The sequence below is a fragment of the Bradyrhizobium sp. CCGUVB1N3 genome (genome assembly GCF_024199925.1).
Lineage (GTDB): Bacteria > Pseudomonadota > Alphaproteobacteria > Rhizobiales > Xanthobacteraceae > Bradyrhizobium.
Genome location: NZ_JANADR010000001.1, coordinates 1,342,771 through 1,355,986, shown reverse-complemented (window position 1 = coordinate 1,355,986; position 13,216 = coordinate 1,342,771). Strand labels below are relative to the sequence as shown.

Below are 13,216 nucleotides of genomic sequence, written 5' to 3'. Positions count from 1 at the left end.
CTAGGCTCTGCTCTCCCACCGGTATCGCCGAAGCTCAACAGGAGTTTCATGTTCCAACTGGAAGTCAGACGGAATCTGGACTTGTCCTAGATCTGATGGATTGATCTGAAGCGCGCACGCGGTCTCACTAGCCTCAAGACAGTCGGTAGTGGCAATCCAGTTATCTTCGCCGAATCGACGGGCCGCGCTTTCGACATGAATGCCGAAGATTAACAACAGTAGACCAGCAGACCAGCGGAATGACCGCGTGCTTCGTTCGTAACACTGTTCGGTCGCAACATATGTCCAAATGATCATGAGGACAGGTAAGTAGAAGTACCGCGCCCCCGAACCCCATTGGTTCGGATCGATCGCTGGATTCAAGATGCTCGCTCCAACGTACAAAAGAGCAAGTCCGTAGCCGAGAAAATAGAGAGCCGGCCGTTTCGCGTGTTCTCGGTAGATCCACAGGTAGGCAGCGATCGCAACCAAAGTGAGAGTGGCCACGACCGTGGAGGCCACAACATCGGAATTGTGCCCGAGCAACCATCGGTATAGGACGGTCATCGAGACGAGCAGCTTCGAGTAACCTGTGACGTTGGAAACTTCCGCTCCAAACCGATTGATCATCCCCTGGATCTGAAATGTTGCGAGCAGCACATCGATAGCGAGAAGTGCGTACGAAAATCCGCTGCGCTCCGACCAGGCTTTCCAAAGGACGAGCGGAGCAGCGACCAATGTGAATGGGGAAGATGCTCCGACCAGAAAGAAAACGCATGCCAGTGCACACGCGCGCGTCCGGCTTTCGGGTATCTCATACAATGCAAGCGCCACAACAGGTGCCAATATCCATTGCGTATAGCACATCCCAAGAAACACCTCGGAGCTTACTGGAGCGCCCACAACTGCCAGCGTAGCAAATGCTCGACCCCATCCTTTAAATGCAGGAGAGGTGAAGGTCAGCAAACAGGTCAACGCTACCGCGGCGACGAATGCGCCATCATACAGCCTTGGAGCAAGGGAAGGTGGAGCGAAGCCGACGACGAATGCAATCACTCGGCAGCTTAGCTGAAGGTATCCAGCGTAAGGTTCAAACAGTGCGCCTGATTTGAGAATGCGATCGTCAACGAAGTATACGAAACCATCCTCCGCCCAAAATTGTGGCTGAACAAACAAAGTGTAGTTGCGCCGAAGTAAGAGTAGGAGGACGCCAACGGCAGTCAGGCCCCATGCGGGTGGCGTGCAACTCTTCCCTATGTGCAAGGCTTTTGCTCCCAGTGCAGCTTGCCGCACGGTAATGTATACGATCAGTTGTAAAAGCGTGAACGGAATGAGCCGTTCAGCGCATTGTCAAAAACTTGAACATGCTCCGCGGCCCTATCGCCCACTGCTGCCCAATGTCCGAGGATGAAATCGACAGGCTGGTGCCGACAGTGAAGGACTGGTTCAGACTAATCGGCTAATTGAGAGGTAGCCGTGGAAGCAAGCGATGAGTTCATTCGGGACTTCCGCCGCCACCTGAATGAGGTGGATGGCGTGTCCAACGTCATTTTGAGAGGGCACCTGGAAGTTGAGGGTCACCTCGACACGGTGCTCGATCTGATCTTCTTTCGGCCCGAGTATCTCCGGAAGGTGCGGCTCGACTTTTCAGACAAAATTTTATTGGCGAAAGCATATTGCCCGGACCCGGCTGCACGCGGCTGGGCCGTGATCAAGGCCTTGAGCCAAGCGCGTAACTCAATTGCGCATAGGCAAACGGCCGAGGCTCGTGCAGCGAAGATAGCAGCAGTGCGTCAATCGATATCGGAATACGGAACGAAGGCCCACCAAAACGAGGTTCGTGAAGCGGACGACAGAGAGGTTATCGCCTTGGCGGCAGCCGTGGCTTCCGGCTTCTTGCGTACCTGGAGGACAGTGTGCGGAATGTGCGGCGCGTGATTGCGGAGGCTCTTGAGGTTCCAGAACCTGCTGCGGAAGATTGAGTGCCCCACGCCAATCTGGCGCTGGATGCTAGGTACCCCGGGTACCTATTTCGTGAGACTGTTTGCATTCGTATGAACAGGGTGAAACAGTAAAACTTAGTAATTTCAATGACTTGTATTTTGCAGGATGTGGCAGCTTATCCACTGGAATGCAAATGCAAACGTTTTGGGTACTGCAGGTCGTTGGTTCGAATCCAGCTGCCCCGACCAGCCCCGCCTCGGCTCTTGAGGCCGTGATTCTGACATTTTCCAAGCGATCCTGTCGCCTGCTTCGGGCTGGAGCTGCGTTGAAGGAAGTGGCGGATCGCGCATCTCGCGTTGCGCCCGGCAACATCTCCCTAAGGCGAGGCTCCCATGTCGATCGCGGCGATCGGTTCGACCTCCAGCGCAGCGGCAACGTCTCAGTCCGCAGCAAGCTCCTCTTCCTCGGCGACATCCTCCACATCGGCGACGGCGTCATCTTCGGCGACTGCATCATCCTCTCAATCCGCCGGCGGAAGTGGCGGAGCGGGCGGTGGTGGCGGCAGTTCGGCCAAAACCATCGTCAGCGAGGTCTCCACGACCGTGAACGGGATCACCACCACGGTCATCACCTATTCCGACGGCACGACAGAAGTCGAAACCTCGGTCAGCGCGCAAGGCGGCCAGAACCAGGGTGGTCAGACCAGTCAGGCTGGTCAGACCTACACGGCTCAAGGCACGCTCGGTCCAACCGCCGGGAGCACGTGAGACACGGGGGCGGGACCGGGGGTTGCGGTCGATCGCCGCGCCCCGGCGTCTTGCACCAGCGCGCGTTCAAACCTTGGGTCTTTCTTCGCAGCGCATCGCGACTTCTGCGCGATTTTTCAGGTAGATGGCGCACCGGCCGCGTGCAAAATTACCAGGGCTTCATCGAACCTTTGGGGCTCGCAATAGACATACGGGTATTGGGGATTTCAGCGCCCAATATCTAAACGGACGCCGCCAAGCGATGATATTCCGCTTAGGCGGCGTCGCGCTTTCTCAGAGCCGACAAATTGGCCGGGCGGACTGTCTCAGCTCGACGCGCACCAGCCCGCCGGAAACGGGACGATCGGCCAGACCGTCTCGTTGTCGTTCGCTGCATCGGGGAGTTCGTCGGCGGCTTCCTTCACCGTCGGCGCCGACGGCGGATACACGATCGCCAGATGCAGACAGCCGCATTGCAGATTCATGTTGAGCAAATTCATGCTGAGCAAACTCATATCGATCGACCCGGATAGCAGGCGTCTCAAAAATTAAAATTCAGTTCCAAATCGTCGCGCTTCAAAACGGCACGGTCATCTCAAATGTCACGCCATTCTAGGAAAGACCGGGCCTTCTTTCAACCGCCACGGCCTGCACATCCACGACAGTTAAGGTTGATCGGTTAGGTTAAGCGCACGCTCGTGTTGCGGCCATTTTGTCGACTGTTATCAAATCGGTCGCGGCTTGCCGCTGTGCCTGCGAACGTAGCTCACACAACATCACGGACATCGCGGCGCTTCGTTTCTTGCGAGTTTTTCGTCATGGTTTTCGATCGTAGCTCCCAAATCCCCGATTTACGATCCGGTTGGACCGAGATCTGGCACTTGTGGACCATCATCGTGCCGAGGCGCTCGATCAACGGGCAGTTGGTCTACGGCAAGGTCTGGCGCCGCCACGACGGCCGTCGGTGGATCTACAAGAAATTCACCGAGTATGGCGAGGACGAAGCGGCCTGAGGCGGCCGCTTCGCGGTTTGCTCGCTCAGCCCGCCTTCGCGGTGGTGGCCGCCGGCTTCGCCGCGGCGGGCGGCTTCAGCGGCTTGTCCTGCCGCTTTGACCAGGAGATGTAGTAGGCGACCGTCGTCATGATCGCGATTCCGGCGATGCTGACGAAGAGCTGTGCGAACAGCGAGCCCGAGCTCATCGACAGTTCGAAATGGCCGACGAAGGACAGGAACACGCCGACGCAGAACACGGCGAGCGACTGCTGGCCGCAAACGATCACGGGATCGAAGACCTTCCACTCCAGGCCCGGCCAGTCCTTCGGCACGAAGCGGATCACGAGGATCACGATCACGACGAAATGGATGAAGCGATAGGGCGCAAGATTGGTCTTGTCGTTCGGATTGAAGGCCGAGAACAGCCACTCCGGAAACATCGCGCCGAGGTTCGGGAAGCGTCCCGCCATGGTCATGATCAGCGCGAACAGGAGATAGGCGAGGCACAGATAGAGCGTCACCTTCGAGTTGATCAGCGTCATCGAGCGCCGTGCTCCGCCCATCGCGCACCACGCCCCGAACACGAACAGCACCTGCCAGCAATACGGGTTGAAATACCAGGTGCCGGCCGGGTAGGCGGTGAGATTCCATCCGAAATGCCGTGCCGCCAGCCACAGGATAAGCGACAGCCCCATCGTGAGGTCCGGCTTGCGCAACATGAACCACAGGACCGGCGGGAATAATCCCATCAGCACGATGTAGAGCGGCAACACGTCGAGATTGAGTGGCTTGAAGCGCAGGAACAGGCCCTGCCGCAGCGTCTCGGTGGCGTTGTCGACGAGGCCGGCGACATTGAACTCATCGATCATGTCGGAGTCGCCGAAGCGCAGCGCCAGATAGCTGATCGCGGCGATATAGATCACGAACAGGATGATGTGGGCGACGTAGAGCTGCCAAACGCGCTTGGTCAGCCGGGTGGCGCCGACGATGAAGCCGCGTTCCAGCATCATCCGCGCATAGACGAAGGACGCGGTATAGCCGGAGATGAAGACAAAGAGGTCGGCGGCGTCGCTGAAACCGTAGTTCCGTGTCGTGATCCAGTTCACGACGTTGTCGGGGATGTGATCGAGGAAGATCGCCCAGTTCGCGACCCCGCGAAACAGGTCCAGCCGGAGGTCGCGGCCTTTTTCGGGAAGCGTTGCGTTGATGTTCAGGAAGGCCATTCGAAGCGGACTTTCGAGGAGGAAACACAGAACACGAGGGCCGCACGGCGAGCGCCGGCTGATCAGCCGTACCGCGGGGCCAGGGTCCCGGTCCGCGGTGTGCGGGGGGCCAGATTGTCACGGCGCAGCATAATGACTATACCCGTTGGCAACGCTACCTCCAGGATTGTGGAATCACCGTTCAAATTCCCGATACGGTGTTCTCTATACTATCCCGGTGGTTTCCACCATTAGGTTCGGTGACGCATAGAGTTAGACCGAATAGACGTAGAAGGGGTCCGGCCGTCCAATGACCGCACGCATTTTCAAGCCCGCCAAGAACGCAATGCAGTCGGGCAAGGGGAAGACCCGGGAATGGCAGCTCGACTATGAGCCGGAGCAGCCGCGCGCGGTCGAGCCGCTGATGGGCTGGACCTCGTCGGCGGACATGAAGCAGCAGATCACGCTGCGTTTCGAGACCAAGGAGGAGGCGATCGCCTATTGCGAGCGCAAGGGCATCGCCTACCAGGTGATCGAGCCCAAGGAGTCGATCCGCCGCCCGGTCGCCTATGCCGACAATTTCTCCTTCCGCCGCGGCGAGCCTTGGACACACTGATCTGGACGCACTGATCCGGATGCACTGACCTGCCGCGCTGCGGCCAGCCTCCACCGAGCCCTTGGCATGGATTTTCTCGTATGCTTCGCTGGGCGAAGCGTGACGGGATCATGACGAGGTGGGTATGGCCGGGCGTGACCAGCTCGACGGCGTCGACCTGAGGATATTGTCGGAGCTCCAGGAAGACGGCCGCGTCCGCAACAATGAGCTGGCGCATCGTGTCGGCGTCTCCGCGCCGAACTGCCTGCGGCGGCTCAAATCCCTCGTCAGCCGCGGCGTGATCAAAGCGGTCCGCGCCATTCTGGACGAACGGCTCCTCGGCTACGAGGTCGTCTCGTTCGTCGCCATCCAGCTCGGCAGCCAGGCCCAACCGGTTCTGGAGGCCTTCGAGACATCCGTTGCGGCGGTACCGCGCATCCAGCAGTGCTGGCGGATCTCCGGCGATACCGACTATCTCCTGAAATGCGTGGCCCCGAACGTGGAAAGCATGCGGCAACAGCTCCTGCATTTTGCCGCCATGCCGAACGTGAAGAACGTCCGCAGCTTTCCGGTGCTGGGCGTTGCGAAGGATATGCCGCTGCCCGTGCAGGACATCGCAGTCGCGAGCGCGTCCGCCATTTAGTCAAATATGAGCCCCGGCAGATGCGGATAGCGGCTGGAATGATCATCCATGCAAGCCTAACGATACCTGGTGCGAAACTCGCGCGGCGAGGCGCCGGTCCAGTTGCGGAAGGCGCGCGAAAAACTCTTCTCGTTGCGAAAACCAGCGATCTCGGCGATCCGCTTGATCGGCGCGCGGCCGCGCATCAAGGCTTCCCTGGCGAGTTCGAGCTTTGCCTCTTCCTTCAACGCGCGCAGCGAGGTTGCCTCGTCGCGCAGGCGGCGATGCATGGTGCGGGTCGACAGCGCGAGCTCGCTTGCGACGTCGTCGGCGGTCAGGATCCGGCCGCGTGCGCTGCGCAGCACGCGCCTGATCCGCTCCACCATCAGGCGGTCGCGCCGGTAGGGCAGCACGGTCAGGCGCAGCGCACCCTTCAGCATGCCGTCGAGATCGGACGGGCTGCGCGTCAGCGGCAGCGCCAGATAGCGCTTGTCGAAGGTGATGCTGGCGCGCTCCGCATCGAAGCGAACGTTCTTGCAGAAGATCGTTGGATAGACCGAGACGTGGCGCGGCTCGGTATGGGGAAATTCCGCCGCCCGGAGCGCGATCGCGGAATCGACGGCCCAGCAGGAGAAGCCGAGCACGTAGCGCAGCAGCGTCACCAGACAGAATTCGCGCAATGCCCCGAGGTCGCGCTGCTCGCGAATAGAGATCACGGCCGTGTCGCGGTCGACGCTTAGCGCGAACAGCACGTCCTCGGTGAGGATGCGGTGATGGCGGCACCAGCGCTTCAGCGCCACCTCGAGATTGGGGGCGGTGATCGAGGCCCGGCACAGCATGCCATAGGTGCCCCAGGGCAGCCGGCGCGAGAACCAGCCAAGCGCCTCGTCGTCGAGCTCGCGCATGGCGTGGCCCGCTAGGGCCTCGAACTGGGCCGCCGTGACCCGCCCATCCGCCGATCCGAGGAGGTCCGCCGGCACCTGGCTCCTGGCTAGCGCCTCAGCCGCATCACGGCCATATCTGGCGTAGGCGGCAACCACCCCGCGCACGAAGGCGGCCGGTGTCACGGCGCGGCGAGGAATTGCAGCTGAGGCTTGAAAAGGCATGGCGAATCCTCGCCAACTATGGCGGGAAATGCAACCTTTTCGACGACCCCAATGCCCGATCGGGGGTAGGTTTGCGGGCAAGACAAGACCGGAGGAGCAGCCCATGAACATCCCGAGCATCGATTTCGATCTGGGCGAAGACATCACCATGCTGCGCGATACGGTGCGCGCCTTCGTGGAGGCTGAGGTCGCGCCGCGCGCGGCCGAGGTCGAGAAGGCCAACCTGTTTCCGGCCGACCTCTGGAAGCGCTTCGGTGACCTCGGCCTGCTCGGGATGACCGCGCCGGAGGAATATGGCGGCTCCAACATGGGCTATCTCGCCCACGTCGTCGCCATGGAGGAGATTTCGCGCGGCTCGGCCGCCGTCGGCCTGTCGTACGGGGCGCATTCCAATCTCTGCGTCAACCAGATCCGCCGCAACGGCAACGACGCGCAGCGCCAGCGCTATCTGCCAAAGCTGATTTCCGGCGACTATGTCGGCGCGCTCGCAATGTCCGAGCCGGGCGCCGGCTCCGACGTCGTCTCCATGAAGCTGCGCGCCGACAAGCGCGGCGACCGCTACGTGCTCAACGGCTCGAAAATGTGGATCACCAATGGCGGGGACGCCGACGTGCTGGTGGTCTATGCCAAGACGGATCCGGACGCCGGCCCGCGCGGGATGACCGCCTTCCTCATCGAGAAGGGCTTCAAGGGCTTCACCCACGGCCAGCATCTCGACAAGCTCGGCATGCGCGGCTCCAACACCTATCCCTTGTTCTTCGACGAATGCGAGGTGCCGGCCGAGAACGTGCTGGGCGGGGTGGGCGAGGGCGTCAAGGTGTTGATGTCCGGCCTCGACTATGAGCGCGCCGTGCTGTCCGGCGGTCCGCTCGGGATCATGGCGGCCTGCATGGATGCCGTCGTGCCCTATATGCACGAGCGAAAGCAGTTCGGTCAGCCGATCGGCGACTTCCAGCTCATGCAGGGCAAGCTCGCCGACATGTATTCGACCTGGCAGGCGACGCGCGCCTATGTCTACGCCGTCGGCCGCGCCTGCGACCGCGGCGGTCACGCGCGCTCGCTGCGCAAGGACGCTGCCGCCGCAATCCTTTACTCTGCCGAGAAGGCGACGTGGATGGCGGGCGAGGCGATCCAGGCGCTCGGCGGCGTCGGCTACACCAGCGAATTTCCGACCGGGCGTCTGTGGCGCGATGCAAAACTCTACGAGATCGGCGCCGGCACCTCGGAAGTGCGCCGCATGCTGATCGGCCGCGAGCTGATGGCGGAGACGGCCTGAACGCATTTGGAATCGCCGCGAAAATGGTCCACCCTGTTGCGGCATCTCACCACGTCAATAGAAGCGCTGGACACATGCCGCTCCATTCCACCATCGATCCTTCATCATCGGACTTCGCAGGCAATGCCGAGGCAATGCGCGCGCTCGTCGCTGACCTGCGGCAAAAGCTCGCCGAGGTCGCCGGCGGCGGCGGCGAGGCCTCGCGCAAGCGGCACACCGCGCGCGGCAAGATGCTGGCGCGCGAGCGCGTCGATCTCCTGGTCGATCCCGGCACTGCGTTTCTGGAGTTGTCGCCGCTTGCCGCCTATGGCCTGTACGGTGGCGACGTGCATTCGGCGAGCGTCGTCACGGGGGTCGGGCGGATCTCGGGACGCGAGTGCGTCATCGTCGCCAATGATGCCACCATCAAGGGCGGCACCTACTACCCGATGACGGTGAAGAAGCACCTGCGTGCGCAGGACGTCGCGCGGCAGAACAATCTTCCTTGCGTCTACATGGTTGATTCCGGTGGCGCCTTCCTGCCGATGCAGGACGACATCTTTCCGGACGAGCGGCACTTTGGCCGCATCTTCTACAACCAGGCGCAGATGTCTTCGCAGGGCATCCCGCAGATCGCCGTCGTGATGGGTTCCTGCACGGCCGGTGGCGCCTATGTGCCTGCGATGTCGGACGAGAGCATCATCGTGCGCAATCAGGGCACCATCTTCCTCGGCGGCCCGCCGCTGGTGAAGGCCGCGACCGGCGAGGTCGTGAGCGCCGAAGAGCTCGGCGGCGCCGACGTGCATTCGCGGCAGTCCGGCGTCACCGATCACTACGCCCAGAACGATGCGCATGCGATCGGCATCGCGCGGCGTATCGTGGGTACGCTGAAGCCACAGGCGCGGCCGAACCTCAACATGCATCCGCCGCGCGATCCGCTGTTTGCGGCGGAAGAGATCTACGGCGTCGTGCCGGTCGACGGCCGCAAGCCTTTCGACGTCCGCGACATCATCGCGCGCATCGTCGACGGCTCGGAGTTCGACGAGTTCAAGAAACTCTACGGCACGACGCTGGTCTGCGGCTTCGCCCATATTTGGGGCTATCCGGTCGGGATCATCGCCAACAACGGCATCCTGTTCAGCGAGAGCTCGCTGAAGGGCGCACATTTCATCGAGCTGTGCTGCCAGCGCGGTATCCCCCTGGTGTTCCTGCAGAACATCACCGGGTTCATGGTCGGCAAGAAATACGAAGCCGGCGGCATCGCGCGCGACGGTGCCAAGCTCGTCACGGCGGTCGCCACGGCCTCGGTGCCGAAGTTCACCGTGGTGATCGGCGGCTCCTACGGCGCCGGGAATTACGGCATGTGCGGGCGCGCCTACAGCCCGCGCTTCCTCTGGATGTGGCCGAACGCGCGCATCTCCGTGATGGGCGGCGAGCAGGCCTCGATGGTGCTGAGCCAGGTCAGGCGCGACAACATCGAGGCCAAGGGCGAGAGCTGGTCCAAGGAAGAGGAAGAGAAGTTCCGCAGCCCCATTCGTGCGCAATATGAAAGCCAGGGGCATCCGTACTATGCGACGGCACGGCTGTGGGACGACGGCGTGATCGATCCGGCCGATACGAGGCTCGTGCTCGGGCTTGGGCTGTCAGCGGCGTCGAACGCGCCGATCGAACCCACGAAATTCGGCCTGTTCAGGATGTGACGATGGACCGCTCAAACCTCTACCGGCGCTTTCGCACGCTCCTGATCGCCAACCGCGGCGAGATCGCCTGCCGCGTCATTCGCACCGCGCGCACCATGGGCCTGCGCACAGTCGCCGTCTATTCCGAGGCTGACCGCGACGCCATGCATGTCGCGCTCGCCGACGAGGCCGTGCTGCTCGGGCCCGCGCGCGCGCGGGATAGCTATCTCAACGTCGAGCGACTGATCGAAGCCGCGCGAAAGACCGGCGCCGAAGCGGTGCATCCCGGCTATGGCTTCCTGTCGGAGAATGCCGAATTCGCGCGGGCCTGCTTGGATGCCGGATTGGTCTTTGTCGGCCCGACTGCCGGAATGATGACGGCGATGGGCTCGAAATCGGGCTCAAAGGCGCTGATGGAGAAGGCTGGCGTGCCACTGGTGCCGGGCTATCACGGCGAGGCGCAGGACGAGGCGACGCTCGCAAAGGCTGCCGACAAGATCGGCTTTCCGGTGCTGGTGAAGGCTTCCGCGGGCGGTGGTGGCCGCGGCATGCGCATCGTACGCTCGGCCGCCGAGCTCGGAGCTGCGATCGTTAGCGCCAAGCGGGAAGCAAAAGCCGCGTTCGGTGACGACACGATGCTGATCGAGAAATATGTCGACAATCCCCGTCATATCGAAGTCCAGGTAATCGGCGACAGCCACGGCAATCTGTTGTCGCTGTTCGAGCGCGAATGCACTCTCCAGCGACGGCACCAGAAGGTGATCGAGGAAGCGCCGTCGCCGACGCTGAATGCCACCCAGCGCGAGGCCGTCTGCGCCGCCGCGCGCAAGGCGGCCGGTGCGGTGAACTATGTCGGCGCCGGCACCATCGAGTTCGTTTCGGACGGCAAGGACGTGTTCTTCATCGAGATGAACACGCGTCTCCAGGTCGAGCATCCCGTGACCGAACTGATCACCGGGATCGATCTTGTCGAGTGGCAGTTGCGCGTTGCATTCGGCGAGGCGCTGCCGCTGAAGCAGAATGATATCCGCCTGAACGGGCACGCCATCGAAGCGCGTGTCTACGCGGAGAATCCGACCAAGAACTTCATGCCCTCGGTCGGCAGGATCTCGACCTGGCGTTTACCCGAGGACGCCGGCGGCTTGCGCATCGACGCCGGCTATCGTGAAGGCGATACTGTCTCGCCCTACTATGACGCAATGCTCGCCAAGATGATCGCGTGGGCGCCGACGCGGGATGCGGCGATCGAGCGGTTGAACCGCGGGCTAGAGAATTCCGACGTCCGCGGCATCGTCACGAACATTCCGTTCCTCTCGGCGCTGATGACGCATCCGAAGGTGCGATCGAACGCGATCGATACCGGCTTCATCGAGCGGGAGCTGGCTGGGTTGACCGCGGTGGGCGCTGCGCCCGGCGAGCTCGAGTTGTGTGCGGCCGTTGCAGCCATCGTCAATGAGGAACGTAGAACCGCTCAAGACGATGCGAATTCACCCTGGCGGACCTTTGGCTGGCAGCCGGTCGGACGCCGCCAGCGCAGCTTTGCCTTCCGCGTCGGCCACGGGTCGGAGCAGAGGATTTCGCTGAACTACGGCAGCGGTCCCTCGACGCTCGTCATCGGTGAGCGGGAGCTGGCTTTCGCGATGGCGCCGAAAGAGGGTGGATTCGATTTGACGCTCGACGGCGTCAAATCATCGGTCACCGCTGTGATTGATGGTCACGAGCTCTATCTGCGCACCCGCAACGGGCGGTTCGAGCTGCACTGGGTGGATCCGTTCGGCGGCGAGAGCGAGGAGCATGTCGGCGAGGACAAGATCGCGGCGCCGTTGCCGGGCACGGTCGTGGCGGTGCTCGCGGAGGAGGGTGCCGAGCTCGAAAAGGGCGCGGCAATCCTGACGCTCGAAGTCATGAAGATGGAGCAGACGCTGCGCGCGCCGTTTGCCGGCGTTCTGAAAGCAATCAAGTGCAAGGTCGGCGACATCGTGCAGGAGGGCGTCGAGCTTGCCGAGGTCGAGCCGATCGGCGAGTGAGCAAGATATGAGCGACCAGGTCCGCATTATCGAAATGGGGCCGCGCGACGGCCTTCAGAACGAGAAGACGCCGGTCGGTGTGGAGGCGCGCATTGCCTTCATCGAGGCGCTGGTCGCAGCCGGCCTTCACACCGTCGAGGTCGGCGCCTTCGTCTCGCCGAAGGCGATCCCGCAGATGGCCGGCTCCGACGCCGTGCTGCGCGGCGTGGGCCACGTGGCGAATGCTGAATTCCACGTGCTGGTGCCGAATGAGAAGGGCTATGAGGCCGCGCGTGCAGCGGGCGCGAAGGTTGTGTCCGTGTTCGCGGCGGCCTCGGAAGGATTCTCGCGCGCCAACATCAATTGCTCGATCGCCGAGTCCATCGAGCGCTTCAAGCCGGTTGTTGCCCGCGCCAAGGCCGACGGCGTGAGGGTGCGCGGCTATGTCTCCTGCGTGTTGGGGTGCCCCTTCGACGGCGAGATCAAGCCGAAAGCCGTCGCCGATCTCGCCGAGACGCTGTGGGATCTTGGCTGCTACGAGATTTCGCTTGGCGACACCATTGGCGTCGGCACGCCGACCAAGGCGAAGGACATGCTGCGCGCGGTTGCCGCGAATATCCCGGCCTCCCATCTCGCGATGCATTTCCACGACACCTACGGCCAGGCACTCGCCAATCTCTATGCGGGAATGGAGGAGGGCATCCGCGTCATCGATTCCGCCGCCGGCGGCCTCGGCGGCTGCCCCTATGCGCCGGGCGCGACTGGCAATGTCGCGACCGAAGACGTCGTCTACATGCTCGAGGGCATGGGGATCAAAACCGGTATCGACATGGACAAGCTGCTCGCGGCCACAAACGAGATGAGCAGCGTGTTGGGCAAGCCTCCGGTGAGCCGCGTGGCGTCTGCGCTGAACGCAAAGAAGAAGCGGGCGACGGCGTAGGAAGCGTAGGGTGGGTTAGCGAAGCGTAACCCACCACTTTCTTTGCCTGCGGTGACAGAAGAGGTGGGTTACGCCTTCGGCTAACTTTGGTCTCTCAGGAGGTTGTCCATCTGGTCTGAACCGAGGAAGCTGAGGTTGCGAAGCTTCA

13 protein-coding genes are annotated in these 13,216 nt (G+C 62.2%); 9 read left to right on the top strand and 4 right to left on the bottom strand.

What is annotated here, in order from left to right:
* Positions 1-1,035, bottom strand: a complete 1,035-nt coding sequence (locus NLM33_RS06385) for a hypothetical protein (protein ID WP_254095267.1) — start codon at positions 1,033-1,035, stop codon at positions 1-3.
* Positions 1,036-1,455: 420 nt separating this feature from the next.
* On the opposite strand from NLM33_RS06385, the gene NLM33_RS06380 reads away from it, so the two are divergent.
* Both NLM33_RS06380 and NLM33_RS06375 read left to right on the top strand, forming a co-directional pair.
* On the top strand, positions 1,456-1,917 hold the full coding sequence (locus tag NLM33_RS06380) for a hypothetical protein (protein ID WP_254095266.1): 462 nt from the start codon (positions 1,456-1,458) through the stop codon (positions 1,915-1,917).
* Between the two features lie 398 nt (positions 1,918-2,315).
* A complete protein-coding gene (locus NLM33_RS06375) occupies positions 2,316-2,690 on the top strand; it encodes a hypothetical protein (protein ID WP_254095265.1) in 375 nt (124 codons plus the stop codon).
* Between the two features lie 305 nt (positions 2,691-2,995).
* On the opposite strand, the gene NLM33_RS06370 is transcribed toward NLM33_RS06375, so the two are convergent.
* A complete protein-coding gene (locus tag NLM33_RS06370; RefSeq protein ID WP_254095264.1) occupies positions 2,996-3,169 on the bottom strand; it encodes a hypothetical protein in 174 nt (57 codons plus the stop codon).
* A gap of 318 nt (positions 3,170-3,487) precedes the next feature.
* Between NLM33_RS06370 and NLM33_RS06365 the strand changes: the two genes are divergently transcribed.
* A complete protein-coding gene (locus NLM33_RS06365) occupies positions 3,488-3,682 on the top strand; it encodes a hypothetical protein (protein WP_254095263.1) in 195 nt (64 codons plus the stop codon).
* A 25-nt stretch (positions 3,683-3,707) separates the two neighbouring features.
* Here NLM33_RS06365 and NLM33_RS06360 read toward each other — a convergent pair whose 3' ends face one another.
* Positions 3,708-4,886 (bottom strand): OpgC domain-containing protein, encoded by a 1,179-nt coding sequence (locus NLM33_RS06360; protein ID WP_254095262.1) that lies wholly within the window; start codon positions 4,884-4,886, stop codon positions 3,708-3,710.
* A 289-nt stretch (positions 4,887-5,175) separates the two neighbouring features.
* Between NLM33_RS06360 and NLM33_RS06355 the strand changes: the two genes are divergently transcribed.
* Both NLM33_RS06355 and NLM33_RS06350 read left to right on the top strand, forming a co-directional pair.
* The gene (locus NLM33_RS06355) at positions 5,176-5,481 is read left to right on the top strand and encodes an ETC complex I subunit (protein ID WP_027527719.1); all 306 of its coding nucleotides are present in this window, start codon (positions 5,176-5,178) and stop codon (positions 5,479-5,481) included.
* Positions 5,482-5,605: 124 nt separating this feature from the next.
* Positions 5,606-6,103, top strand: coding sequence for an Lrp/AsnC family transcriptional regulator (locus NLM33_RS06350; RefSeq protein WP_254095261.1), 498 nt, complete (start codon positions 5,606-5,608; stop codon positions 6,101-6,103).
* Between the two features lie 56 nt (positions 6,104-6,159).
* Here the strand turns inward: NLM33_RS06350 and NLM33_RS06345 are convergent, their stop codons facing one another.
* Positions 6,160-7,188, bottom strand: coding sequence for an AraC family transcriptional regulator (locus tag NLM33_RS06345; protein WP_254095260.1), 1,029 nt, complete (start codon positions 7,186-7,188; stop codon positions 6,160-6,162).
* A gap of 103 nt (positions 7,189-7,291) precedes the next feature.
* On the opposite strand from NLM33_RS06345, the gene NLM33_RS06340 reads away from it, so the two are divergent.
* The 4 genes from NLM33_RS06340 to NLM33_RS06325 all read left to right on the top strand — a co-directional run bounded on the left by NLM33_RS06340 (position 7,292) and on the right by NLM33_RS06325 (position 13,068).
* Positions 7,292-8,464, top strand: coding sequence for an isovaleryl-CoA dehydrogenase (locus tag NLM33_RS06340; protein ID WP_254095259.1), 1,173 nt, complete (start codon positions 7,292-7,294; stop codon positions 8,462-8,464).
* Between the two features lie 74 nt (positions 8,465-8,538).
* Positions 8,539-10,143, top strand: coding sequence for a carboxyl transferase domain-containing protein (locus NLM33_RS06335; protein ID WP_254095258.1), 1,605 nt, complete (start codon positions 8,539-8,541; stop codon positions 10,141-10,143).
* Between the two features lie 2 nt (positions 10,144-10,145).
* The gene (locus tag NLM33_RS06330) at positions 10,146-12,149 is read left to right on the top strand and encodes an acetyl/propionyl/methylcrotonyl-CoA carboxylase subunit alpha (RefSeq protein ID WP_254095257.1); all 2,004 of its coding nucleotides are present in this window, start codon (positions 10,146-10,148) and stop codon (positions 12,147-12,149) included.
* Positions 12,150-12,156: 7 nt separating this feature from the next.
* Positions 12,157-13,068: a hydroxymethylglutaryl-CoA lyase gene (locus NLM33_RS06325; protein WP_254095256.1), complete on the top strand. Its 912-nt coding sequence runs from the start codon at positions 12,157-12,159 to the stop codon at positions 13,066-13,068.
* Positions 13,069-13,216: the final 148 nt, after the last annotated feature.